The sequence below is a fragment of the Parazoarcus communis genome (genome assembly GCF_003111665.1).
Classification (GTDB): domain Bacteria; phylum Pseudomonadota; class Gammaproteobacteria; order Burkholderiales; family Rhodocyclaceae; genus Parazoarcus; species Parazoarcus communis_B.
This window is the reverse complement of sequence record NZ_CP022188.1, coordinates 2,849,737-2,874,908: the sequence shown is the minus strand read 5'-3', so window position 1 is coordinate 2,874,908 and position 25,172 is coordinate 2,849,737. Positions and strand designations below refer to the sequence as shown.

Below are 25,172 nucleotides of genomic sequence, written 5' to 3'. Positions count from 1 at the left end.
AAGGGGGCGGCGGCACCCGTCAGGACACCGCACCCGGATGCCGACAGACATTCGGGCGCGAATCAGCCCACCTCCGGCTCCGCAAGCCTTGCGCGGGAAAGCGCGTGACGCGCGCCTCAACGCCGCACGGGAGAGGGGACCGGCTGATGCCCTGCCGGCGCCAGTCCGGCAATGCGCGGCGTGGTGGTCACGACATCACCACACTGCGCCCGGTGCCTCAATGCGTGGTCGATCAGCACCAGCGCAAGCATGGACTCGGCAATCGGTGTGGCGCGAATGCCGACACAGGGGTCGTGTCTGCCGTGGGTATTGACCACGACAGGCTCACCTTGACGATTGATCGACGCGCGGTCGAGCCGGATGCTGGAAGTCGGCTTGATTGCCATGCTCACCAGAATGTCCTGCCCGGAGGACAGGCCACCAAGCACACCACCTGCATTGTTGGAGAGGAAGCCCTCGGGCGTCATCTCGTCACCATGCTGCGTGCCAAGCTGGGACACGGCGTCGAAACCGGCACCGATCTCGACGCCTTTCACCGCATTGATGCTCATCATCGCGTAGGCGATCTCGGCATCGAGCCGGTCGAACACCGGCTCGCCCCAGCCTACGGGCACACCAGTGGCCACCACGTTGATGCGGGCGCCGACCGAGTCGCCCGATTTGCGCAGTTCGTCCATGTACTGCTCGAGTTCGGGCACAAGGGACGCATTGGGTGCAAAGAAGGGGTTGCGATCGACCTCGTCCCAGGATTCGAAGGGAATCGAGAGCGGGCCGAGCTGGGCCATGTAGCCCCGGATCACGATACCGAACTTCTCGTCCAGCCATTTCTTTGCGATTGCGCCGGCGGCCACGCGCACGGCGGTTTCACGTGCGGATGAACGACCGCCGCCGCGGTAATCGCGGATACCGTATTTTTGCCAGTAGGGGTAATCGGCATGGCCGGGACGGAAGGTGTCGGCAATATTGCCGTAGTCCTTGCTGCGCTGATCCTGATTGCGGATCAGCAGCGCAATCGGCGTACCCGTGGTCACACCCTCGAATACACCGGACAGAATCTCCACCTCGTCCGGCTCGCGCCGCTGCGTCACATGACGGGACGTACCCGGCTTGCGACGATCGAGCTCCAGCTGTATCTCGGCCGCGCTGATCGCGAGCCCGGGAGGGCAGCCGTCGACAATGCAGCCGATGGCCGGGCCGTGAGATTCACCGAAAGACGTGACGCAGAAAAGCGTGCCGATGGAATTGCCGGACATGGGAGACTCGTAGCGTTCTGGCGGGGAGGCCGGCGAGTTTAGCACAGGCCGCCAGCCACCCCGCTCTCACCAGACTCAGAGGAAGAACTCCTCCATGCGCACGAATACCTCGTGCTCCGCGCCATGACGATTTACGGCCAGCACGTCCTCAAGCTTCTCCAGCTGGCGGATCATCTGCTCAAGGCGCTGATCCTCGAACACCAGCAACCAGATGCGACTCCGGTTGCCGTTGGGGATGGGCATGCACATGATGCCCTCCATGTTGAAAGCACGCCGGGCGAAGAGATTGCAGATGTGGCTCATCACGCCTGCATGGTTGTTCACTTCGAGCTCGAGCACGACCTTGGCAAAACCCGACTGCTGCAGCGGTTCGGCAACTTGTTCCATCATCAACCTCCGATCATCTCGGTATTGGCCGCACCCGGCGGCACCATGGGGTAAACAAATTCCTCGCGATCGATCGAGGCATGAATCAGGCACGGTCCCGGGGTCTGCAAGGCCTGTGCGAGCGAAGCGCGCGGGTTGGCCGCGAGATCGAGATCGACCGCAGGAATGCCGAAGCCCTCCGCGATCTTCATGAAGTCCGGCGCGCCGGCATAGCGCGACGCAAACGTGCGCTTGCCATAGAACAGGCTCTGCTGCTGGTACACCAGACCGAGCGCGTTGTTGTTCATCAGCACGATCTTGACGTTGAGCCCCTGCTCAGCCAGCGTCGCCAACTCCTGGATGTTCATCATGATGCTGCCATCACCGCTGAAGCACACCACGGTGCGCTCGGGCGCAGCCAGCGCGGCACCGAGCGCAACCGGCATGCCGAAGCCCATGGTGCCGAGGCCACCCGATGTAAGCCATTGCCGCGGACGGCGGAAGGGATAGGCCTGGGCCACCCACATCTGGTGCTGACCCACGTCGGTCGTGATGATGGCCTCGTCGTCGAGGGCAGCGGCGACGGCATTGATCAGCCCGTAGTGGCTGCGCGGATTCTCCAGCGCGTCGAACTGCATCGGAAAGCGCGTCTTGAGGCTATCGACATGCGACAGCCAGCGCTTGCGCAACTGCACCTTCACGCGCGGAATCAGCGCATCGAGCACCTCGGCGACATCACCATTGATGGCGACGTGGGCGTTCTTGATCTTGTCCAGCTCGGACGGGTCGACATCGATATGAACGATCTTCGCGCGCGGGCAGAATTGCGCCGCCTTGCCGATGGCACGATCGTCGAACCGCGCACCCACGCAGATCAGCAGATCCGCCTCTTCCAGCACGAAGTTGGTATAGCGCGCACCATGCATGCCCAGCATGCCGATCGAGAGCGGATGATCCATCGGCATCGCCCCGAGCGCCATCAGGGTCATCGTCGTCGGTAGCCCGGCCTGCTCGGCCAGGGTCACCGCCTGTTGCGCAGCGCCGGAATGAACCACCCCGCCACCAAGATAGAGCACCGGCTGTTCCGCTTCGTTGATCATGCGCGCGGCTTCTTCGATGAGCTCGATCGGCGCCTGGGGCGCTGCGTCACGCACCGCGACGGGCGGGAACTCGTCGAAGGTGACGAGCTGGCACTGCACATCCTTGGGCACATCCACCAGCACCGGACCGGGACGGCCCGACATCGCAATCCGGAAGGCCTCGGGAATGACCTCAAGCAACTCCTCAGCCGAGCGCACGAGGAAGTTGTGCTTGGTGATCGGCACCGTCATGCCGTAGATATCGACCTCCTGGAAGGCATCGGTACCAATCATCGACAGCGGCACCTGGCCGGTGATCGCCACCAGCGGGATCGAGTCGAGCATTGCGTCGGCGATCGCGGTCACGAGGTTGGTTGCGCCCGGACCGCTGGAGGCAAAGCACACCTCGGGCTTGCCCGACACCCGCGCCATGCCCTGAGCCATGAACCCGGCGCCCTGCTCGTGACGCGCAAGCACATGGTGAATGCCGTCACTGCCCGACAGCGCGTCGTAAAGCGGCAGGATGGCGCCGCCGGGAATGCCCGCTGCAGTGCGCACACCCTGGCGTTCAAGCAGGCGCAATATCAGCTGGGCGCCGGTCATTTGATTCATTTTGATCTCCTTCAGGTCATGTTGCGGCGTTTCTGACCGGCGGCATAAAACAAAAACCCCCGCCGGGCTTTCGCGCCGGCGGGGGTTCTGGATTCTGTACTGCCTGTCCTGATCCGCTACGACGCGCGCGTCCCTACGCCTACTACTACGCGTACTACGGATACAGAGAGGGACTGGAAACGACGGTTCATGTTTGGATCAGACAAGTTGTGGCGCAAGTGTAATCATAAACGCGGTCCGGAAACAAGCGTTTTCCAGACCGCGCGTCGGACTCAGACTACGCCTGGTCCGCCTTTTCATCCCCGTCACGCAACACGCGACGGAGGATCTTGCCGACATTGGTCTTGGGCAGCTCATCCCTGAACTCGATCATGTGCGGCACCTTGTACCCGGTCAGATTCTGCCGGCAGTGAGCAATCAGATCGGCCTTGGTCAGTGCGGGATCCTTGCGCACCACGAACACCTTCACTGCCTCGCCGCTGTGTTCGCTCGGCACACCGATGGCCGCAACCTCGAGCACGCCCGGATGGCTGGCGACGACATCCTCCACCTCATTCGGATAGACGTTGAAGCCCGACACCAGAATCATGTCCTTCTTGCGATCGACGATGCGAATGAAACCCTCTTCGTCCATCACCGCAACATCGCCGGTGCGGAAGAAACCGTCGGCAGTAAACGCACGTGCCGTATCCTCCGGCCGGTTCCAGTAACCGCGCGTCACCTGAGGCCCCCGCACGCACAGCTCGCCACGCTGGCCGATCGCCTGCTCGGTGCCGTCGTCGTCGCGAATGCTCACATCGGTTGAGGAAACCGGCAGCCCGATCGCATGATTGAATGTCGCCAGATCAAGCGGGTTGATCGTCACTGCGGGCGAAGTCTCCGTCAGCCCGTAGGCCTCGATCAGCGGCAACCCTGTCACTTCCTTCCACTTCTCGGCGACAGCCTGCTGCACGGCCATCCCGCCCCCGAGCGAAATCCGCAGCGAGGAGAAATCGAGCCGGGCAAACTCGGCGTTGTGCAGCAAGGCATTGAACAGGGTGTTCACCCCGGTAATCGCCGTAAATTGATACTTTGCCAGTTCCTTGACGAACCCGGGGATGTCCCGCGGATTCGTAATCAGCACGTTGGTCGCACCGATCTTGAAGAAGGTGAGGCAGTTCGCCGTGAGAGAGAAGATGTGATAAAGCGGAAGCGCAGTGATGATCACCTCTTCGCCCTCATGCAGGAAGGGCTTGATCCAGGCATGCGCCTGCTGGAGGTTGGCCACGATGTTGCCGTGCGTGAGCACTGCGCCCTTGGCCACCCCGGTCGTGCCACCGGTATATTGCAGGAAGGCGATATCGTCCGCACCGACCTCGACCGGCTTGAGCGCATGACGCGCGCCCTTGCGCACAGCCGCCCCGAAATCGGCACTGCCCCGCAGCGTCCAGGGCGGCACCATCTTCTTCACCCGCCTGATCACGAAATTGACGATCGACCCTTTCGGAAAGCCGAGCATCGCACCAATGCTGGTCACCAGCACATGTTTGAGCGGGAGCCGCTCTCTCACCTGCTCCAGGGTATGGGCGAAGTTTTCGAGAATGACGATCACTTCCGCACCGGCGTCGCGCAACTGATGCTCGAGCTCACGCGCCGTGTATAGCGGATTGACGTTGACCACCGTGTAACCAGCACGCAGCGCCCCGAACATTGCCACCGGGTATTGCAGCAGATTGGGCATCATGAGCGCGATACGCGTGCCACGCGGCAAGCCGAGCTCGGTCTGCAGGTACGCACCGAAATTCGCAGAAAGCCGGTCCAGTTCCTTGTAGGTGATGCGCTTGTCCATGCAGACGAAGGCCGTCCGGTCCGCGAACTTGCGAACGCCCTGCTCGAACAGATCGCCGAGCGAAGCGAATTCGTGCACATCCACCTCGGCGGGTACGCCGGACGGGTAATTCTTGAGCCAGATCTTCTCCACGTTGTCTCCTCGTATCGCTGGAAAAAGCTTGAACGCGACCAGCAGGTCGCACAAGCCCGCCCTCCCGAGGCGTCAAGGCAGCAAGCTACCCTGTCCCAACCAGAAGCGCCCCGTCTGACGCGGGTTGCGCTTCATTTACTCGACGCAGATGCGACTCCGGCAGGTCGCCTGCAATACGATCAAACGCGAAATCAGCTGTCGGCGCCTTCGCCCGGCCAGTTACGGATGTAGTTCTTGAGCATCCGGTTCTCGAAGCTCTGCTCTTCGAGCACCGCTTTTGCCACATCATGAAAGCTCACCACACCGAGCAAGGTCGTGCCATCCATTACCGGCAGGTAGCGTTGATGGTGATCAACCATCAGACGACGCAACTCGTCCATTTCCATGTTGGGTGCAGCAACCATCGGTACGGCCAGCATGGCCTGCTCGATCAGCATTTCCGCCCAGGCGGCACCGCCTTTCTGAACGGCCTGAAGCACCTCGCGGAAAGTCAGCATGCCGGCCATCTGGCCCTTGGAGAAGACCACCAGCGAGCCGACGTCCTGCTCGGTCATGATCGTCACCGCTTCGGCCAGACTCTTGTTTGGCGAAATGGTGTAAAGCACCTTCCCCTTGATCGCGAGAATCTCGCTTACCAGCATGATAGTTTTCCTCGGATATATTTTGTTTAGTTTGAGGCTGTGCGCCATCTTAGTGCATTGGGGAACTCCCTGAAAGCCGCCCCTGGACGGGCCTTCAGGGCACGGTCACCGCTTCAACTCACCGAGCTTGTCCTTCACCTTCGCCCACTCGTCCGCATCGGGGAGCGGATCCTTGCGCTCGACAATCGGTTTCCACTGGCTTGCCAGCTCCGCATTGAGCGCGATGAAGGATTCCTGGCCGGCGGGTACGTCATCCTCGGCGAAAATGGCCTCGACCGGACATTCGGCGACACAAAGCGTACAGTCAATACACTCCTCCGGATCGATGACAAGAAAATTCGGCCCTTCGCGAAAACAGTCGACGGGGCAGACATCCACGCAATCGGTATATTTGCAGCGCACACAGGCTTCGGTCACAACATAGGTCATTGCTTTGCTCTCACGGGTAACGACACCTGCCACTGGATAGGCATTCGTGCTCACAGGCGACAATATAGTCCAGCGTTTTGCTTTTTCGCCACGACAATGCACTTTTTCAGGACTTCGGACCGATAACACCTTGACGTGACCGACGTCATCGCATAACTTTCGGGAAACCTTCTTCCCGGCACCCTTCCCAGTGCCTGGCCGAACGGGTCCTCAGCGACCCTTCATCTCTCTAGTATCAAGTATTACGCAACACATCTCCCCCCTGATGCGAGGAATCATGAGCGAGCATATTCAATACGTGACCGACAGCAACTTCGAGTCCGAAGTGCTGCAGTCCCAGACGCCGGTACTCGTCGACTACTGGGCTGAATGGTGCGGTCCCTGCAAGATGATCGCGCCGATCCTGGACGAAGTCGCAAAAGACTACGCTGGCAAGCTCAAGGTCGCGAAGCTCAACATCGACGAAAACCAGGAAACGCCGGCAAAGTACGGCATCCGTGGCATTCCCACCCTGATGCTTTTCAAGGGCGGGAACATCGAGGCGACGAAAGTCGGCGCCCTTTCAAAATCTCAACTGACAGCCTTCATTGACAGCAACATCTAAGCCGGAAACCGCTCCGGCCCGTTCTCGCGGTGCGACGCGCGCCCGCCGCCGGGGCCCCCGGCACCGCGACGGTAATCCTCCCGAAAACATTCCGTCCGATGACGACCTGCTCGACGCAGAATCGTCTGGAGAGACGGGTACGCCCACCGATCCGGCCATCCCTGCCCTGCACCTGTCCGAGCTCAAAGCACTGCACGTCAGTGAATTGCTCGAGATGGCAGTCGCAAATGATGTCGAAGGCGCCAATCGCCTGCGCAAACAGGAGCTCGTCTTTGCGCTGCTGAAGAATCGTGCACGCAAGGGCCAGCCCATCAGCGGCGACGGCGCACTTGAAGTCCTTCCCGACGGGTTTGGCTTCCTGCGCTCGCCCGACACGTCCTATCTTGCGGGTACCGACGACATCTACGTGTCGCCGTCGCAGATCCGGCGTTTCAACATGCGCACCGGCGACACCATCGAGGGTGAGATTCGCACCCCGAAGGATGGCGAGCGCTATTTCGCACTGGTCAAGCTGGACAAGATCAACGGCCGCCCTCCCGAGGAGTGCAAGCACAAGATCCTGTTCGAGAACCTGACGCCCCTGCACCCGCAGGAGTGCCTGAAGCTTGAGCGCGAAATCCGTGGCGAGGAAAACGTCACCAGCCGCATCATCGACATGATCGCGCCAATCGGCAAAGGTCAGCGTGGTCTGCTCGTCGCCCCGCCAAAGAGCGGTAAAACGGTGATGCTGCAGCATATCGCCCATGCGATCACGTCCAACCACCCCGATGTCGTGGTGATCGTGCTGCTGATCGACGAACGCCCGGAAGAAGTGACCGAAATGCAGCGCTCGGTGAAGGGCGAGGTCGTGGCCTCCACCTTCGACGAACCCGCATCCCGTCACGTTCAGGTTGCCGAGATGGTGATCGAGAAGGCCAAGCGCCTGACCGAACACAAGAAGGATGTCGTCATCCTGCTCGACTCGCTGACGCGACTGGCGCGTGCGTACAACACGGTCGTACCGGCTTCGGGCAAGGTCCTGACCGGCGGCGTCGATGCCAACGCGCTGCAGAAGCCCAAGCGCTTCTTTGGCGCCGCGCGGAACATCGAGGAAGGCGGTTCGCTGACCATCATCGCCACCGCGCTGATCGACACCGGCAGCCGTATGGACGACGTGATCTACGAGGAGTTCAAGGGCACCGGCAACATGGAGCTCCACCTCGACCGCCGCATGGCAGAAAAGCGCGTGTATCCGGCCATCAACGTCAATCGCTCGGGCACCCGACGCGAAGAGCTGCTGATGAAGCCGGACATCCTCCAGAAAGCCTGGATTCTGCGCAAGCTGTTGTACGGCATGGACGACATCGACGCGATGGAGTTCCTGCTGGACAAGGTCAAGGCCACCAAGAGCAACGCCGAGTTCTTCGACGCAATGCGTTCGGGACGCTGAGAAATCAAGCGCCCCACATGAGAAAGCCACCTTCGCAGGTGGCTTTTTTTCGTCTGTGAGCAGCGATTACTTGCCGTACTCAAAGAAGCCCTTACCCGTCTTGCGACCGAGATAGCCGGCTTCCACCATCTCCACCAGCAAGGGTGCCGGACGGTACTTCGGATCCTTGAAACCTTCGAACAGCACCTGCATCACGGCCAGTTCGACATCCAGACCGATCATGTCACACAGTGCGAGCGGTCCAATCGGGTGGTTGCACCCCAGCTTCATTGCTTCGTCGATTTCCGCTGCAGTGGCCAGGCCCTCGCCCAGCGCGAAAACTGCCTCGTTGATCATCGGGCACAGCATGCGGTTAACCACGAACCCCGGGCTGTTGCGCACCTGCACCGGCGTCTTGCCGATGGCCTTCGCCACTTCATCAACCGCAGCATAGGTCTCGTCCGAGGTCTGCAGACCACGAATCAGTTCCACCAGCGCCATCATTGGCACCGGGTTGAAGAAGTGCATGCCGATCATGCGATCCGCGCGCTTGGTCGAGGCCGCGAGCTTGGTAATCGAAATCGAAGAGGTGTTGCTGGCCAGCAGCGCCTCAGGCTTGGCGACGGCATCGAGCTGCGCGAAGATCTTGAGCTTGAGATCGAGATTCTCGGTCGCTGCCTCGATGATGAGGTCGCAGTCGGACAAGGCGCTCAAATCGGTCGACACCGAGATTTTGGCCATCGCTTCGTCTTTCTGGCCGGTGCTCATCTTCTCTTTCTTGATCAGACGATCCAGGCTGCCGGAAACCGTAGCCAACCCGCGCTGCAGGGCAGCGTCGGCGATGTCGGTCATTACCACCGGATAACCTGCGACGGCGAAGGCCTGAACGATTCCGTTACCCATCGTGCCTGCGCCGACGACTCCAATCTTGCTGATGCTCATACCTGTTGTCTCCTGTTAGCGGTCACGCCCCGGTCGTTCAACTCCATACCGTTGCGTATGGAGTAAATGTAACGCAAGCAGACCAGTGACGCCAGCCCCGGATCTGAACCCGCGTACGCAGATCGACAACAGACACGGCGAACATTCAGACCCTCGCCGGTGAGCACAGCCCCTCTTTTCACCCTCTGCACGGACACCCAGCCTGCAGCGTGGCCGGCAGAATCAGGCAGCGACACACCCGCCGTCGAGAATCCGCTGCGCGAGCGCCCTGCCGCTCAGCCACGCCCCCTCGACCTTGCCACCGTTGAGCCAGTCCCCGCACACTCCGAGGCAGGCATCTTCATCCCACGCGCACACCGTGTCGCCCGCGGACTCGGTGTCGGCATAACGCCAACGGTGGGCAGTCCAGGCTAGCGGCGCCGGGCCACCCAGATCATGGAAGGCTTGCAGCATGGCTGCAGCAACGTCTTCCGCCTCAGCCTCGAAATGCGCCTCGCTCCATTGCGCATTCGCATGCAGCAACCAGGTCTCAACGCCATCACGCCCCGGCTTGCTGCTATCGCGCGCAATCCAGCGCAGCGGCCCGTCGTTGACGAAGGCACCATCAAGGGGCAGTGCGACGGGCTCCGAGAAGCGCACCATCAAAGCCCAACTGCCACGCATTACTGCCGCATCGGCCAGCGCCAGCAAGCCTGACGCAGCAGCCCCAGGCAAAGACGACTGGCGCAGGAGCGCAGCAGCCTGAGGCGCGGGCTGAGCGAGGACGACCGCATCAAAGTACTCATCAACCCATCCTCGCTCGACTGCCAAGAGACGCCAGCCCTCTGCCCCGCGTTCAAGCTTCTGAATCCTGGTGCCAGAATAAAGCTCAAGTCGATCTGCAAGAAGGCGGGCTGGCGCAGTCATCCTGGGCGTACCGACAAAGCGCTCCAGGCCCGAATCGGCATCATGCCTGGACTCATCACCCAGAACCTGCAGGCGCGGCGCCCACAGGGCAGCTACACCCGCCTGAAGCCAGCGCTCGACCTCGGCGCGAAAATCAGGATCACGGGCCGTGAAGTACTGAGCGCCATGATCACATTGCCACCCCTCGCCACGACGCGTACTCATGCGACCTCCGGGCCCACGGCTCTTGTCGAACACGACGGGTCTCAGCCCAGCCTGTGCCAGAAGACTGGCACACGACAGCCCTGCGAGGCCAGCGCCCACCACGGCAACCTGCGAACTTCTTTTCATTCGATGCACACCCCTCAATTGACACGCCGACCAGGGATTCCCATCGCAAGGGAGGACATAACCGCAGCACACTCAGCGACACAGAAGGCAAACCAATGCCACAAATGGGCGGGCCATCACACCTTGGCAGGGGAAAGTCTTTTTGTCCTGGACAAACAAGACCGAATCATAAAGGACAAGCCGGCAGAGACAAAGACAATGCGAAGGCGGCCCATGACACCCGTTCCGTACGCGAGACTCGCCGAAAACGCCAAGGCAAGGCCAACAGGCGCCGCAGACTCACCCTGTTACTGACGAGGTGGACGGCAAAAAGCAGAAAGGGAAGCCGAGGCTTCCCTTTCTGCTTGATTTGTTGGCGGAGTGGACGGGACTCGAACCCGCGACCCCCGGCGTGACAGGCCGGTATTCTAACCAACTGAACTACCACTCCGCGCTTGACTGTATCGGCAGTTATTGCTGCCGAAGCTAACTGATCGCGCTGATCAATCCGCCTTTACTGGCGTCCCCACGGGGATTCGAACCCCGGTACCTACCGTGAAAGGGTAGTGTCCTAGGCCTCTAGACGATGGGGACCTATGTACCGTAAAACAAATTCTTTTGGTGGAGGTAAGCGGGATCGAACCGCTGACCTCTTGCATGCCATGCAAGCGCTCTCCCAGCTGAGCTATACCCCCACAACAAGCCGGCGATTATAACCCCTGAATCAAGCTCACCGCAATAGTTTCGTAAAACTTTCGAAACCTGCAAAACCGAAGTCTTGCTATGTAGCTGGCGGAGTGGACGGGACTCGAACCCGCGACCCCCGGCGTGACAGGCCGGTATTCTAACCAACTGAACTACCACTCCAAAACCCTGCCCGGCATCTCTGCCGGTTTTGCATGCCCGCCTTGGCCAGCATGCCGAATCTGGCGTCCCCACGGGGATTCGAACCCCGGTACCTACCGTGAAAGGGTAGTGTCCTAGGCCTCTAGACGATGGGGACCTAAGTACTGCAATACAACTTTTCGATGGTGGAGGTAAGCGGGATCGAACCGCTGACCTCTTGCATGCCATGCAAGCGCTCTCCCAGCTGAGCTATACCCCCTTCGAAAGAGCGCGCATTATAGGCAGCGGTTTCGACCTTGTAAAGCACCTTCTGACAATTATCTGCTCGCCCACACAAAAAACCCTGAAACCACGCCTTGCCGGGCCCTCCCCTGTGCTCAGAGAAGCTTGCCGGGGTTCATCAATCCCGCGGGATCCAGCGCCGATTTGATCTTGCGCATGAGCGCCAGTTCGAGCTCACTCTTGTAGCGGCGAATTTCTTCGCGCTTGAGCTGGCCGAGCCCATGTTCGGCCGAAATCGAGCCCCCAAGCTCAGCCACGAGATCATGCACCACCCGGTTCGCCTCCTCCGTTCTGGCGATGAAGGCATCGTTCTCTTCAGCAGCGGCCTTGGACAGGTTGTAGTGCAGATTACCGTCGCCGATATGACCAAACGCGACGATGCGCACATCGGGCCAGATTGCCTGCAGGCGACTCCCCGCGGCGCTCAGGAAGTCAGGGATGCGGCTGACAGGCACAGCGATGTCGTGCTTGATGCTGACCCCTTCGATGCGCTGCGCTTCGGAGATATTCTCGCGTAAGGCCCACAGCGCCTCGGCCTGCGCCAGACTGCCTGCGATCGCAGCATCGAGCACCAGACCGCTCTCGATGGCAGCGCCGAGCTCGCGCTCGAACATGTCTTCGAGCGCAGCATCGGGCAGCGTATCCGAGAGCTCGACCAGCACCGCCCATGGTGCCGGCTCGGAGAGTGGATCACGCGCACCCTCGATGTGCTGGAGGACGAGATCCAGTGCCGGGCGCCCGACGATTTCAAATGCGGTGATGCGATCACCACAGCCCGCACGCATGCGTGCAAGCAAGGCCACGGCCGCCGCAGGATCGGGCACTGCCACCCAGGCCGTCGCACGCGCCTGCGGCGCAGGAAACAGCTTCAGCGTCGCCGCGGTGATCACCCCCAGGGTTCCCTCTGCCCCTACGAACAGATGCTTGAGGTCGTAGCCGGTATTGTCTTTGCGCAGGCTGCGCAAGCCATTCCACACCTGGCCATCGGGCAGCACTACCTCGAGTCCAAGCACGAGATCGCGCGTATTGCCATAACGCAACACCTGAACCCCGCCCGCATTGGTCGAGAGATTGCCGCCGATCTCGCAACTGCCCTCCGAGGCAAGCGAGAGCGGGAAGAAGCGCCCGGCCTCCTGCGCTGCAGCCTGAACTGCGGCGAGCTTGCACCCCGCTTCCACGCATAAGGTATTGTTGTCCGGGTCCAGCGCGCGAACGCGATTGAGCCGCGACAGACTGAGCAGCACCGAGCGACCATCGGGTAGCGGGGTCGCGCCGCCGCACAAGCCGGTATTGCCCCCCTGCGGTACAACCGGCACAGCAGCTGCATGACAGGCTGCCAGCACGGCGGCGACCTGAGCGGTGTCGGCCGGCCGCACAACCGCGCGCGCAGCCCCACGATAGCGGCCGCGCCAGTCGCTCAGATAGGGGGCAGTCTCAGCAGCGTCGACAAGCAGGTAGTCACGACCGACGATAGCAGTCAGCGTGTGCAGAAATTCATCCATCGGGAACTCCCTCAGGCGCCAGCGTCGTCCGCGCGCCCCAAAACATATCGCAGTAAGGGCCGGACACGGGTCACGGCAGCCTCGCCCTCTGCAATCGCCTCCTCGGCGCGGTGATAGTCCATCAAACCGAGTTGACCGACGCGAGGCGAGATCAGCACATCGGCAGGCTCGCCGGCCAGACGGCTGCGCGAAATTCGGACCTGCATGATGTTGATACTCGCATTGAGCACGCTGACCAGCGACGGCAGACTCTCTTCGGGCGCCGGTTCGCCGTGGCCATTGCCTGCCAGCCCGGTACCACCCAAGCCGAGCCTGGACAGCAGGCGGTCACTCCAGCTCGCTTCGGTTTCTTCTTCAGGCGCAGGCTCGGCGGAGGTATGCCGCCATGCCCGCCCGATCATGTCCGATCCAAGATCGACGGCAATGACGATATCCGCACCCATCGCACGGCATAGCGAAACCGGCACCGGGTTCACCAGCCCGCCATCCACCAGCAAGCGGCCTTCCCGCGCGACGGGCGTCATCAGGCCAGGCAGTGCGATCGAGGCACGTACGGCCTCGGACACACTGCCGCTATGCAGCCAGATCTCCCGTCCGGAGGAAAGCTCGGTGGCGACACAGGCGAAGCGCACCGGCAGATCGGTGAAATCACGGTCAGTGAAATTACGCTCGAAATACTGGATCAGCTTCTCGCCCTTGATCAGCCCACTGCGCAAACTGACATCGAGCAGGCCGATCACATCTTTCCACTTGAGCGAATCCGCCCATGCCCTGAGCTTGTCGAGCTCCCCCGCAGCGGCGGCGGCTCCGACGAAAGCGCCGATCGAACAGCCGCAGATCACCTGCGGTTCAATACCCTCTTCGGCCAGAGCTCGAAGGACACCGAGGTGCGCCCAGCCTCGCGCCGCACCACTACCCAGCGCCAGCCCGATAACGGGCTGACGTCCACTGCGAGAGACCATCGGAAACGCCGTCATGCAAGCGCGCGCCGAAGTAAGCGAAGGACGAGCGCGAAGCCTGCGGACTCAAGCATGCGGCCTCAGCCCTCGATACGCTCTGCGTAAAGGTCGTGAACGTCGCAATCGGTAATCCGCACCCGAACGAAATCGCCCGGCGCAAGATCGTCGCCGTCGGGAATGACCACCATGCCGTCGATCTCCGGCGCATCGCCCGGCGAGCGGGCAAGCGCTCCCTCTTCGTCAATGTCGTCGACCAGCACGGTCATTTCACGACCGATCTTGGCCTCGAGCCGCTGGGTGGAAATATCCTCCTGGAAATCCATCAGGCGCGCCCGGCGCTCCTCGCGCACTTCATCGGGCACGGGGTCTGCCAGTTCGTTGGCCGTGGCACCTTCCACCGGCGAATAGGCGAACGCACCGACGCGATCGAGCTGAGCCTGGTCGAGAAACTGCAGCAACTGCTCGAAGTCTTCCTCGGTCTCGCCGGGAAAGCCGGTGATGAAGGTCGAGCGGATGGTCAGGTCCGGACAGATGCTGCGCCACTTCTGTACGCGCTCGAGGACATTCTCGGCATTTGCAGGACGCTTCATTGCCTTCAGGATGCGCGGACTGGCGTGCTGGAAAGGCACGTCGAGATAGGGAAGAATCTTGCCCTCGGCCATCAGCGGAATGAGGTCATCCACGCTCGGATACGGATAGACGTAGTGCATCCGGATCCAGATGCCGAGCTCGCCGAGTGCGTTGGCCAGGTCGTACAGCTTGGTCTTGAGCGGCTTGCCGTTCCAGAAACCCGTGCGGTACTTGACGTCCACACCGTAGGCCGACGTGTCCTGAGAGATCACCAGGATCTCCTTGACGCCGGACTCGGCCAGCGTTTCGGCCTCGCGCATGATTTCGTGAATGGGACGGCTGACGAGATCACCGCGCATCGACGGGATGATGCAGAAGGTGCAGCGGTGATTGCAGCCTTCGGAAATCTTCAGGTAAGCGTAGTGCTGCGGCGTCAGGCGGATGCCCTGAGCCGGCACGAGATCGATGAACGGGTCGTGCGGCTTGGGCAGGTGCTTGTGCACGGCATGCATCACCTCTTCGGTCGCATGCGGACCGGTAACGGCAAGCACCTGCGGATGAGCAGACATGACCACCCCGTCCTTGGCGCCAAGACAGCCGGTCACGATCACCTTGCCATTCTCGGCCAGGGCTTCGCCGATGGCGTCGAGCGATTCCTCGACGGCAGCATCGATGAAGCCACAGGTATTCACCACCACCACGTCTGCGTCTTCGTAGCTACCGGAAATCTGATAGCCCTCGGCGCGCAGCCGGGTAAGGATGTGTTCGGAGTCGACTGTCGCTTTCGGGCAGCCAAGGCTGACGAAACCGACACGCGGCACGTCAGTTTTTTTGAGGGAGGTCATGCTGGGTACGGCCTGTTGGGAAAAACGCCCCCTCACGGGGGCGCAGCACCTTATTTTTCGGTGCGGGTCTTGACGTCGGGCGCGGCGTTTTCAGCCTTTTCGGCCTTTTCATCCGCCGTCGGGGGCGTATAGGTGGGGAACTGGAAGCCGGTAAACATGTTGCGCGTCTGGTTCTCGACCTGATCCTGCATCTGCTGGAACATCTTCTTCGATTGCTCGACGTAGGTGCCCATCATGCTCTGCAGCGCCGGCCCCTGAAAGTTCAGGAACTGGGCCCAGAGATCCTGGCTGATCGGGCTGTTTTCACCATAGATGCCGCGTGCCTGCTCCTGGAGCTTGCCCTGCATGTCGGTAAAGGCCTTGATGTTGTTCTCAAGGTACTTGCCCATCATGCCCTGCATTGCGTTGCCGTAGAAGCGGATCATGTGGGAGAGCAGATCGCTGGTGAACATCGGCGCACCGCCGGCCTCTTCCTCGAGGATGATCTGCAGCAGGATGCTGCGCGTCAGGTCATCACCTGTCTTGGCATCCACCACCTGAAAATCTTCATTGCCGAGCACGAGCTCCTTCACATCCGACAGGGTGATGTAGGAACTGGTCCGGGTGTCGTAAAGACGACGGTTCGGGTATTTCTTGATCAGGCGCGATTTGTCGGCCATGGTGAAGTCCTCCTCGGCGGCGGTGGATTCCGCTCTAACTTGTCTTAAGAATTATACCGCGCTGCGAAAAGAAAAACCCCGCCACAGGACGGGGTTACGCAAATCCGCAGTGTCCACGGATGCGGCATCAGCACATGTGCAGGCCACCGTTGATATTGATCGTCGCGCCAGTGATGTAACCAGCCAGCTCGGACGACAGGTAGGCACACAGCCCGCCGATCTCTTCCGGCTTGCCCAGACGCTTCATCGGCACGGTGTCGATGATGCCCTGACGGATGTCGTCGCGGATCGCCATCACCATGTCGGTGCCGATGTAACCCGGGGCAATCGCGTTGACCGTCACGCCCTTGGTTGCGAGCTCGGAGGCCAGCGCCTTGGTGAAGCCCAGCACCCCGGCCTTGGCCGTGGAGTAGTTGGCCTGACCAGCCTGACCCTTGACGCCGTTAACCGACGAGATGTTGATGATGCGGCCCCAGCCACGTTCGGCCATCTTCGGCGAGATGTGATGGGTCACGTTGAACAGGCTGTTGAGGTTGGTGTTGATCACCGCATCCCACTGACCCTTCTCCATCTTCGGGAAGAACTTGTCGCGGGTGATGCCGGCGTTGTTCACGAGGACGTCGATCGGACCCACTTCAGCCTCGATCTTTGCAACCATGGCCTTGCACGACTCATAGTCGGAGACATCGCCTTCAGCTGCCACGAAATCGAAGCCCAGCTCCTTCTGCTGCATCAGCCACTCATCTTTCTGGGGGAAAGCAGGCAGGCAGTTGGCGACAACCTTCATCCCACCATTTGCGAGGGATTGGCAAATTGCGGTACCGAGGCCGCCCATAGCGCCCGTAACGAGTGCAATTTTCTGAGACATCATCGAATCCTTCTGCATCGAGTTATCGTTTTCGGACAGCGCAGCCTGAAGCCGCCTCTGCCCACACCTGTCTTGCGGCAGCGCGTCAGCCACATAACACCAACAGTATAAACGCACTCTTGCAGAAATGCTGCGTTGCAATAGTTCAAGAAAAAACGGCCTGCCCCTCTCGGGACAGGCCGTCCATACTGCGGCAAAGACCGCTCAGAACATGTGCTGACCGCCGTTGATCGAGATATTGGCCCCCGTCACGAATGCCGCTTCCTCGGACGAAAGGTAGGCAACCAGACCGGCGATCTCTTCCGGCTTGCCCAGACGGGCCACCGGAATCTGGGGCAGAATCTTGGAGTCGAGAATCTCCTGCGGAATCGCCATCACCATCTTGGTGCCGATATAGCCCGGCGAAATGGTGTTGACCGTCACGCCGCTGCGCGCAACTTCAAGCGCCAGCGCCTTGGTGAAGCCGTGCATGCCGGCCTTGGCGGCCGAATAGTTGGTCTGGCCGAACGCGCCTTTCTGACCATTTACCGAAGACACGTTGATCACACGTCCCCACTTGCGTTCGAGCATGCCTTCCATGACCTGCTTGGTCATGTTGAACACGGAGTCGAGGTTGGTGCTGATCACCGCATCCCAGTCAGCCTTGTTCATTTTCTTGAAGGTCATGTCGCGCGTGATGCCGGCGTTGTTCACCAGAACATCGACGGGGCCCACTTCCTTGGTGACCTGCTCCACACACGCCTTGCAGGAATCGAAATCTGCAACGTCGCATGCAAAGGCCCTGAAACCGTAGCCCATCTTGTTCATCCCTGCGAGCCACTCGTCAGCCTTGGTGTTACCCGGCGAATGAGTCGTCACCACCTTGTAGCCCAGCGCAGCCAGCTTGATGCAGACCGCTTCGCCGAGACCACCCATACCCCCGGTAACCAGTGCAACTCTAGACATATTGTTCCTCCTCTCCCAATCGGATGTGCCGGGGGGGTTCAATTTGTGCTGCAAGCGGCCCCGCCCGATCCGCCAGCAACCGTTGACTCAAACTACACCGTAGTCTGTATCAGGATTTTTCTTTTACGTAACGTCCCGGTGCCGGTTCGATCGGTTCGAACTTCGTATTGCCGAGGCGGCCGCGCGCCGCAACCTGCTTGCCACTGTAGCCCTTGAGCCATTGCGCCCAATGCAGCCACCAGCTCCCCTTATGTTCTTCCGCCGCGCCGAGCCACTCTTCGGGATCCGCTGCCGGCGATGCGCTCGTCCAGTAGCTGCGACGGTTCTTGCTGGCCGGATTGATGGCGCCTGCGATGTGCCCGCTCGCACCGAGCACAAAGGTCGTATCGCCGCCAAGGAGATTGCGCCCGAGGTAGGCACTCGCCCACGGCACGATGTGATCCTCACGCGCCGCCATCAGGTAGGCGGGCACATCCACCTTGCCAAGATCGACCTTCTGCCCAAGCATCTTGAGTTTGCCCGGCACTCGCAGGTTATTCTCAAGGTACATGTTGCGCAGGTACCAGGTCAGGAACGGCCCCGGCAGGTTGGTCGAGTCCGAGTTCCAGTAGAGCAGATCGAAGGCCTGGGGCTTCTTGCCCTTGAGGTAGTTGCCGACCACGTACTGCCACACAAGGTCGTTCGCCCGCAGGAAAGAAAACACGTTCGCCAGCTCCTGCCCCTTGAGCAGGCCACCCTTACCGATCGCAGCTTCGCGCGCAGTCACGCTCGCCTCGTCCACCAGGCAGCCCAGTTCGCCCGCATCGGAGAAATCAAGCAGCGTGGTCATCAGCGTGAGGCTGGAAACCGGGTCTTCGCCACGCCCCTTCAGCACTGCAATCGCCGAGGTGAGAATCGTGCCGCCGACGCAAAATCCGAGAACGTTCGGTTTCTTCACACGGGTGATCGAACGCACGACATCGAGTGCTGCAATCGGCCCCATCTCCAGGTAGTCGTCCCAGTTGCGCTTGGACTGAGCCGCACCAGCGTTCTTCCATGACACCAGGAATACCGTGACGCCCTGCTCCACGATAAAGCGCACCAGGGAGTTTTCCGGCTGGAGATCCATGATGTAGAACTTGTTGATGCAGGGTGGCACGATCAGCAAGGGCACCTGCCCGACTTTCTCGGTGAGCGGTGCGTACTGGATCAGCTGCATGAGGTCGTTCTCGAAGACGACCGCCCCCGGTGACACAGCGAGGTTGCGCCCGACCTCGAAAGCCCCGTCATCAGTCATCGAAATCCGGCCCTTCTCGAGGTCGTCGATGAGATTGCGGATGCCCTGGGTGATGCTGTCGCCCTTGCTTTCGACCGCGGCCTTGATGAACTCGGGGTTGGTCGCCGCAAAATTGCTCGGCGCCAGCGCATCGATGTACTGCCTGGTGAGAAACTGAATGCGGGACTTTGCTCGACCGTCCGAGATCGGCATCTCGTCGGCAACCTGCTTCAGAAAGCCGGCATTGACCAGATAGGCCTGACGCACATAGTCGAAGATCGGGCTTTCCGTCCATTCCGGCGCGTTGAAACGGCGATCTCCGGGCTCGGGCTGTGCAACCTGCTCCCGGGCCTCGCCCGGCTTGCTCCCGAGCAGCGAGGACCACAGCGCGACGTGCTTGGACGCAAACTCCTCCTGCATTCGCTTGAGGGCGTCGGACTCCGGCAGTGGCAACTGCGGCGCAGCCACACCCGACGAGTCCTGCATCGCAGCATGCTGTTTGGCGACCATGTCGAAAAAAGTCGTTGCCATGGTCTGCCCCGCCAGCAACATTGCCTGCATGGCGGCAGGCGCCTGCTTGTCATTCGAGTCGGACATTAGCCCCTCCTTAGGCTTCGGCAGGCACTGCGTTGCCGCGAGAGCCCACCGTCAGATCCAGCACCAGTTTAACGACTGCAGCCGAGCACGCGGGTAGAATCCCGCCATGTACCTGATCGCAATCGCCTGGTTTTACGTCGCACTTCTCGCCGCCATTTCCGATGACACGGTAGTTGGCGGCGTGCTGACATTCGTATTTTACGGACTCGCTCCAATGGCGCTTTTCGTGTGGCTGTTCGGCACACCTGCCCGACGTCGGCGCCAACGGGAGCGCGAGGCCGCTGAGGACCTCAACGATAGAGATGATTCGAGCGCCGAGCAATAGCCAATATGCGTGATACGACGCTGCAGCGCGTCATCTGCCCCCGTCTCCAAGCCAGATCATGGATGCGAAGCGACCGGTAACGCCATCACGGCGATAGGAATAGAAGCGCTCACGATCGGTCCAGGTACATAAGCCCCCGCCATAAATCCGGGCAACACCGGCTCGCACCAGACGTCGTCGCGCAAGCATGTAGAGGTCGGCCAGCCACTTCCCGGGCTGGCCATTATTGATGAAAGCCTCTGCTGCGCCGCGATCGCGCGCCAGAAACGCTTCCCGGACCTCGTCACCGACCTCGAAGGCATCCGGCCCGATCGCCGGACCCAGCCAGGCCAGCACACAGTCGGACCGCACCGCCATGCTGGCGACGGTCGCCTCCAGCACACCCGACACCAGCCCGCGCCAGCCTGCATGTGCGGCTGCAACAACCGTACCCGCATCGTCGCAGAACAGCACCGGCAGACAGTCCGCCGTCATCACTGCGCAAACCCGTCTCTCAAGCCGCGTCAGCGCCGCATCGCCCTTCGGTTCGGGCGGCAGATTGTCGAGGTCGATGACACGCGTGCCGTGCACCTGCTCCAGCCATGTTGGCTCCGAAGGCAGCAGGCGCTTCAGCCGCGCGCGGTTCTCGGCCACCGCCTGCGCATCGTCGCCAACATGGGCGCCGAGATTAAGGCTGTCATAGGGTGCAGCACTGACGCCGCCCGCACGCGTCGTTACCAGTGCCTTCACATTCCCCGGCGCAGGCCAGTCGGGCACGATCAAGGAACGGGTCATGGTTTGAAACTCCCTCCAAGGCTGTGCAACAGCACAGAAAAATCATCAGGAAGCGGCGCGAACCATGCCATCTCATCCCCTGACGCAGGATGCACCAAGCCCAGCCGGAATGCATGCAGGGCCTGGCGCGAAAAAGCGTCGAGCAATGGATCGGCACTGCGTTTGAGGCCATAGACCGGGTCGCCGACCAACGGATGCCCGATGTGCGCCATGTGCACCCGAATCTGATGTGTGCGCCCGGTTTCTAGCCTGCACTCGACCAGCGTCGTGTGCGCCAGACGCTCACGCACGACGTAGCGGGTCAGCGCCTGACGTCCACCGCCCACAACAGCCATTCTGGTGCGCTGGGTCGGATGGCGCGCAATTGGCGCATCCACCTCTCCCGGCCCCTTCACTCCGCCATGAACCAGCGCAAGATAGTGGCGTTTCACCGTGCGCGCCTGCAACTGGCGAATCAGGTCGGTCTGCGCCTCGAGTGTTTTGGCGACCACCAGCAGACCGCTAGTGTCCTTGTCCAGCCGATGCACGATGCCCGCCCGCGGGATGCCCGCCAGCGCAGGCGCATGATGCAGCAGCGCATTGAGCAGGGTGCCGCTCCAGTTTCCGCTGCCAGGATGGACGACGAGTCCGGCCGGCTTGTCGATCACCAGCAAGGCCTCGTCTTCGAAGACGATATGCAGGGGGATGTCCTCGGCGGCTTCGGCACTCGCCTGCGGCTCGGGCGCAGCCTCGACCACCAGCCGCTCTCCCCCCCACACCTTGTGCTTTGCATCGGGCGAACCGCCATCAACGAGGATGCGTCCATCCCGCAACCACGCCTGCAGGCGGCTGCGCGAGTGCTCGGGAAACAGCCTGGCGAGGGCCTGATCGATCCTCATACCGGCAAAATCCCGAGGAATCATCACTTCGGTGCGCGAGTCGGCGGCTTCCGCTAGGCTATAATCTTTCAGTTCATTCACGCGAGTGTTATCGATGTCCAGGTTCACCTTCGGAAGTTTAGCGGGAAATGCTGCCCTGATCGGCGCCTTGCTGCTTGGCGGCTGCGGTCTGCTGCCGGAGCAGATCGACGAAACGGCAGGCTGGAGTGCACAAAAGCTGTATTCCGAAGCCAAGGCTTCAATGTCTGAGGGCGGCTACGACCAGGCCATCAAGATGTTCGAGAAGCTTGAGGCTCGTTATCCCTACGGTCGCTTTGCCCAGCAGGCGCAGATCGAGTCTGCCTACGCCTATTACAAGTCCAACGAATCGGCGCTGGCCCTTGCTGCGGCCGACCGTTTCATCAAGCTGCACCCCAACCACCCCAACGTCGATTACGTCTATTACCTGAAGGGCCTGGTCAACTTCAACGAAGATCTCGGGATCTTCGCCGGCTTCTCCAACCAGGACATGTCCGAACGTGACCCACGTGGTGCACGCGAAGCTTTCGACACCTTCAACGACCTCATTACCCGCTTCCCGGAAAGCCGCTACGCGGAAGACGCCCGTCAGCGCATGCAGTATCTGGTAAACGCGCTGGCGTCCCATGAAGTGCACGTCGCGCGCTACTACTACAACCGTGGCGCCTATATCGCTGCAGCCAACCGCGCCCAGGCCGCCATCACGACCTATCCGCGCGCACCTGCGAACGAAGAGGCACTGTTCCTGATGGTCAAGAGCTACGACGCCCTGGGCATGACCGACCTGCGCGATGACGCCAACCGCGTGATGCGCAAGAACTTTCCCAACAGCGTGTATTACTCAGGCGGCCCGGCAGATGACCGGCCGTGGTGGCAGCTCTGGTAATTACGGCTGCTCCAGATTGAAAGAGGGCGCCCCGTCGGGGCGCCCTCTTTTTTATGTCGCGTTGTGTGTCACAAACATCTGGCCCGGACTGCCAGGCCGACGACCGTTCGCGCATGCCGCACCGGTTCGACAGCGGAGCACCGGTGCCGTCACGTTCCCTGCGGATACGTCCCCGGAATCAGCACATCACGCCCGACATTGCGAATGTCGGTGTGGCCGCAGAATGCCATGGTGATGTCCATCTCGTTGGCAATGAGTTCCAGGCACTTGCTTACGCCCGCCTCGCCCATGGCACCCAACCCGTAAAGGAAGGGACGACCGATCAGCGTGCCCTTCGCGCCGAGCGCAACGGCTTTCAGTACGTCCTGCCCGCTGCGGATGCCACCGTCCATCCACACCTCGATGCGGTCACCCACGGCCTCGACGATGCCCGGCAGGGCATGAATCGACGACGGCGCACCGTCGAGCTGACGGCCGCCGTGGTTGGAGACGATCAGCGCATCCGCGCCGCTGTCGGCGGCGAGGCGCGCGTCTTCTTCGTCCATGATCCCTTTCAGGATCAGCTTGCCACCCCACTGCTTCTTGACCCACTCGACGTCGGCCCAGCTCAGCGCCGGGTCGAACTGCTCGGCGGTCCAGCTCGACAGCGAGGACATGTCGCCCACGCCCTTGGCATGACCGACGATGTTGCCGAAACTGCGACGCTTCGTGCCGAGCATGCCGAGACACCAGCGCGGCTTGGTCGCGAGGTTGATCATGTTCGCGATGGTCGGACGCGGCGGTGCTGAAAGACCGTTCTTGAGGTCCTTGTGACGCTGGCCGAGGATCTGCAGGTCAAGTGTGAGCATCAGGGCTGAGCACTTTGCCGCACGTGCGCGCTCGATGAGGCGGACGATGAAATCGCGGTCGCGCATCATGTACACCTGAAACCAGAATGGTGAAGTCGTGTGCGCAGCGATGTCCTCGATCGAGCAGATGCTCATCGTCGACAGGGTGAAGGGCACGCCGAACTTCTCTGCGGCACGCGCCGCCAGGATCTCGCCGTCGGCATGCTGCATGCCCGTCAGCCCGGTGGGGGCGATCGCCACCGGCATGGCGACGTCCTGCCCGACCATCTTCGTGCGCAGACTGCGACCTTCCATGTTGACCGCCACACGCTGGCGCAACTTGATCGGCTGAAAATCGGATTCGTTGGCGCGGTAGGTGCTCTCGGTCCATGAGCCGGAGTCGGCGTAATCGTAGAACATGCGTGGCACGCGCTTTTCGGCAAGGCGTCGCAGGTCTTCGATGCAGGTGATCACGGGCATATGAGGTCTCCGGGTGTTCTTTTTGGATTGGATGGACTGAAACTGTCAGGCCTTGATCGTCGCCCGGAAACGCTCGCGGCGGTCGGAAGGATTTTCAGCTGCGACGGGAAAGAAGTTCCGCTCCTTCCTGCGCCGCTGCGGCACACACCTCGCGCAGCCAGTCTGCAAAAACCGAAGCCGGCCCCTGCGGCGACGCGGTGGCGATGTAGTACTGGGTGCGCGCCTCGGCCTGAATCCCGAACAAGGGCTGCAGCGCGCCACTGCGCAACCATTGCCGCGCCAGCGACGGCCGGCCCGGCGCCACGCCCTGCCCGCTCGCCGCGGCCTCGAGCAGCAAGCCGAGATCGACCAGTCGCGGGCCGGTTGCAGGCTCTTCCAGAGACCAGAGCCCCGCTGCCTCGAACAGCGGCGCCCAGGGTTCGAGTGGCGTGCGCAACAGGGGCAAACCGGCGAGGTCGGCCGCGGCGCTCAGCGGTCCAAGCGTGCTCAGCAGCGACGGCGATGCCAGCGGCACGACCCTGTCCTGCATCAGCACATCGCCGCCATGGGCCGCAAGGTCGCCATGGCGCACCTCGATCTGGGCATCGTCTGCGCCCTGGTCAAGGTAGGGCACGCTGAGCACGATTTCGAGTTCGATCTGCGGATGTGCGCCGGTGAAGGACGCGAGCGCGGGCACCAGAATCTGTCGCGCAAACGTCGGCGGCGCACACACGCGCAAACGCTCGACACGCTGCGAGGCGCGCCGGTGCAAGGGCACTGCAGCGAGCAGGCCAAGCGCCGCCCGCACCTGTTCCAGATACTCCTTGCCCAGCGCACTGAGCCCGAGCACCTTGCCGCCACGGACCAGCAGGCTCGCGCCGAGCAGATCTTCGACAGTAGACACGCGTTTGCTCACCGCGCTCGCTGTCACGTTGAGCTCGTCGGCCGCGCGCTCGAAGCTGCCCAGCCGCGCCGCCGCCTCGAAGGCGCGCAATCCGTCGATGGAAGGGAAGCGAACGTCGGCAGGCAGGGTCATTTTCTGGCGAATCTGGCATTCTGGCGTGGGTTCAAGGCTATCACGCCCGGCCCGGATGGCGCCGGATCGTCCACGGCAAGGCGTAAAAAAGCCGGCCACACGGGCCGGCTTTGCCGTCTTCCGGCTCAGGGC

Annotated in this window: 23 protein-coding genes and 6 tRNA genes; 4 read left to right on the top strand and 25 right to left on the bottom strand. The window is 61.6% G+C overall.

Annotated features, from left to right (window positions below; genetic code table 11):
* Positions 1-116: 116 nt before the first annotated feature.
* The 6 genes from aroC to fdxA form a co-directional block, all read right to left on the bottom strand.
* Positions 117-1,253, bottom strand: a complete 1,137-nt coding sequence (gene aroC, locus CEW87_RS13165) for a chorismate synthase (RefSeq protein WP_108973641.1) — start codon at positions 1,251-1,253, stop codon at positions 117-119.
* Positions 1,254-1,328: 75 nt separating this feature from the next.
* Complete coding sequence (gene ilvN / locus CEW87_RS13160) at positions 1,329-1,643, bottom strand: acetolactate synthase small subunit (protein ID WP_199915177.1); 315 nt, start codon at positions 1,641-1,643, stop codon at positions 1,329-1,331.
* On the bottom strand, positions 1,643-3,310 hold the full coding sequence (gene ilvB, locus CEW87_RS13155; RefSeq protein ID WP_108973639.1) for an acetolactate synthase large subunit: 1,668 nt from the start codon (positions 3,308-3,310) through the stop codon (positions 1,643-1,645). Before ilvB ends, ilvN begins: the two co-directional genes overlap by 1 nt.
* 277 nt (positions 3,311-3,587) lie before the next feature.
* Positions 3,588-5,270: a long-chain-fatty-acid--CoA ligase gene (locus CEW87_RS13150; protein ID WP_108977195.1), complete on the bottom strand. Its 1,683-nt coding sequence runs from the start codon at positions 5,268-5,270 to the stop codon at positions 3,588-3,590.
* A gap of 191 nt (positions 5,271-5,461) precedes the next feature.
* Positions 5,462-5,911 (bottom strand): CBS domain-containing protein, encoded by a 450-nt coding sequence (locus CEW87_RS13145; protein ID WP_108973637.1) that lies wholly within the window; start codon positions 5,909-5,911, stop codon positions 5,462-5,464.
* 105 nt (positions 5,912-6,016) lie between these two features.
* Positions 6,017-6,340 carry a ferredoxin FdxA gene (fdxA, locus tag CEW87_RS13140; RefSeq protein WP_108947569.1) on the bottom strand — a complete coding sequence of 108 codons (324 nt, stop codon included), beginning with the start codon at positions 6,338-6,340 and terminating at the stop codon, positions 6,017-6,019.
* Between the two features lie 277 nt (positions 6,341-6,617).
* Here fdxA and trxA point away from each other — a divergent pair, with 277 nt between their 5' ends.
* Entirely contained in the window at positions 6,618-6,944 is a 327-nt protein-coding gene (trxA, locus tag CEW87_RS13135) for a thioredoxin TrxA (RefSeq protein ID WP_108947568.1), read from the top strand.
* Between the two features lie 166 nt (positions 6,945-7,110).
* On the top strand, positions 7,111-8,373 hold the full coding sequence (rho, locus tag CEW87_RS13130) for a transcription termination factor Rho (protein ID WP_108951098.1): 1,263 nt from the start codon (positions 7,111-7,113) through the stop codon (positions 8,371-8,373).
* Between the two features lie 66 nt (positions 8,374-8,439).
* Here the strand turns inward: rho and CEW87_RS13125 are convergent, their stop codons facing one another.
* From CEW87_RS13125 to phaC, 15 genes are all read right to left on the bottom strand, one after another.
* Positions 8,440-9,294, bottom strand: a complete 855-nt coding sequence (locus tag CEW87_RS13125; protein ID WP_108973635.1) for a 3-hydroxybutyryl-CoA dehydrogenase — start codon at positions 9,292-9,294, stop codon at positions 8,440-8,442.
* 222 nt (positions 9,295-9,516) lie between these two features.
* On the bottom strand, positions 9,517-10,530 hold the full coding sequence (locus CEW87_RS13120; RefSeq protein WP_108973633.1) for an NAD(P)/FAD-dependent oxidoreductase: 1,014 nt from the start codon (positions 10,528-10,530) through the stop codon (positions 9,517-9,519).
* Between the two features lie 353 nt (positions 10,531-10,883).
* Positions 10,884-10,960, bottom strand: a tRNA-Asp gene (locus CEW87_RS13115).
* A gap of 67 nt (positions 10,961-11,027) precedes the next feature.
* Positions 11,028-11,103, bottom strand: a tRNA-Glu gene (locus tag CEW87_RS13110).
* 25 nt (positions 11,104-11,128) lie between these two features.
* Positions 11,129-11,204, bottom strand: a tRNA-Ala gene (locus CEW87_RS13105).
* A 95-nt stretch (positions 11,205-11,299) separates the two neighbouring features.
* Positions 11,300-11,376 (bottom strand) — tRNA-Asp (locus tag CEW87_RS13100).
* 60 nt (positions 11,377-11,436) lie between these two features.
* Positions 11,437-11,512: transfer RNA gene (locus CEW87_RS13095), tRNA-Glu, on the bottom strand.
* A gap of 26 nt (positions 11,513-11,538) precedes the next feature.
* A tRNA-Ala gene (locus tag CEW87_RS13090) sits at positions 11,539-11,614 on the bottom strand.
* Between the two features lie 118 nt (positions 11,615-11,732).
* On the bottom strand, positions 11,733-13,139 hold the full coding sequence (locus tag CEW87_RS13085; protein ID WP_108973631.1) for an FAD-binding oxidoreductase: 1,407 nt from the start codon (positions 13,137-13,139) through the stop codon (positions 11,733-11,735).
* 11 nt (positions 13,140-13,150) lie between these two features.
* Positions 13,151-14,101, bottom strand: coding sequence for a patatin-like phospholipase RssA (gene rssA, locus CEW87_RS13080; RefSeq protein ID WP_234421532.1), 951 nt, complete (start codon positions 14,099-14,101; stop codon positions 13,151-13,153).
* A 77-nt stretch (positions 14,102-14,178) separates the two neighbouring features.
* Positions 14,179-15,513, bottom strand: coding sequence for a 30S ribosomal protein S12 methylthiotransferase RimO (rimO, locus tag CEW87_RS13075; RefSeq protein ID WP_108973627.1), 1,335 nt, complete (start codon positions 15,511-15,513; stop codon positions 14,179-14,181).
* Between the two features lie 50 nt (positions 15,514-15,563).
* Positions 15,564-16,172 (bottom strand): polyhydroxyalkanoate synthesis repressor PhaR, encoded by a 609-nt coding sequence (phaR, locus tag CEW87_RS13070; protein ID WP_108973625.1) that lies wholly within the window; start codon positions 16,170-16,172, stop codon positions 15,564-15,566.
* Between the two features lie 127 nt (positions 16,173-16,299).
* Positions 16,300-17,040: a beta-ketoacyl-ACP reductase gene (locus CEW87_RS13065; protein WP_108951097.1), complete on the bottom strand. Its 741-nt coding sequence runs from the start codon at positions 17,038-17,040 to the stop codon at positions 16,300-16,302.
* 204 nt (positions 17,041-17,244) lie between these two features.
* Entirely contained in the window at positions 17,245-17,985 is a 741-nt protein-coding gene (phbB, locus tag CEW87_RS13060) for an acetoacetyl-CoA reductase (RefSeq protein ID WP_108973614.1), read from the bottom strand.
* A 109-nt stretch (positions 17,986-18,094) separates the two neighbouring features.
* A complete protein-coding gene (gene phaC / locus CEW87_RS13055; protein WP_108973612.1) occupies positions 18,095-19,837 on the bottom strand; it encodes a class I poly(R)-hydroxyalkanoic acid synthase in 1,743 nt (580 codons plus the stop codon).
* Positions 19,838-19,943: 106 nt separating this feature from the next.
* On the opposite strand from phaC, the gene CEW87_RS13050 reads away from it, so the two are divergent.
* Positions 19,944-20,162: a hypothetical protein gene (locus CEW87_RS13050; protein WP_108947559.1), complete on the top strand. Its 219-nt coding sequence runs from the start codon at positions 19,944-19,946 to the stop codon at positions 20,160-20,162.
* Between the two features lie 30 nt (positions 20,163-20,192).
* Here the strand turns inward: CEW87_RS13050 and pgeF are convergent, their stop codons facing one another.
* Together pgeF and rluD are read right to left on the bottom strand one after the other, a co-directional pair.
* Positions 20,193-20,936, bottom strand: coding sequence for a peptidoglycan editing factor PgeF (pgeF, locus tag CEW87_RS13045; RefSeq protein WP_108973610.1), 744 nt, complete (start codon positions 20,934-20,936; stop codon positions 20,193-20,195).
* Complete coding sequence (gene rluD, locus CEW87_RS13040) at positions 20,933-21,922, bottom strand: 23S rRNA pseudouridine(1911/1915/1917) synthase RluD (RefSeq protein ID WP_108973608.1); 990 nt, start codon at positions 21,920-21,922, stop codon at positions 20,933-20,935. Before rluD ends, pgeF begins: the two co-directional genes overlap by 4 nt.
* Between rluD and CEW87_RS13035 the strand changes: the two genes are divergently transcribed.
* Positions 21,909-22,718: an outer membrane protein assembly factor BamD gene (locus tag CEW87_RS13035; protein WP_108973606.1), complete on the top strand. Its 810-nt coding sequence runs from the start codon at positions 21,909-21,911 to the stop codon at positions 22,716-22,718. The two genes, rluD and CEW87_RS13035, sit on opposite strands and share 14 nt — an antisense overlap.
* A 149-nt stretch (positions 22,719-22,867) precedes the next feature.
* On the opposite strand, the gene CEW87_RS13030 is transcribed toward CEW87_RS13035, so the two are convergent.
* Entirely contained in the window at positions 22,868-24,025 is a 1,158-nt protein-coding gene (locus tag CEW87_RS13030; RefSeq protein WP_108973604.1) for an alpha-hydroxy acid oxidase, read from the bottom strand.
* A 94-nt stretch (positions 24,026-24,119) separates the two neighbouring features.
* The gene (locus tag CEW87_RS13025) at positions 24,120-25,040 is read right to left on the bottom strand and encodes a LysR substrate-binding domain-containing protein (RefSeq protein WP_108973602.1); all 921 of its coding nucleotides are present in this window, start codon (positions 25,038-25,040) and stop codon (positions 24,120-24,122) included.
* Positions 25,041-25,172 lie beyond the last annotated feature (132 nt).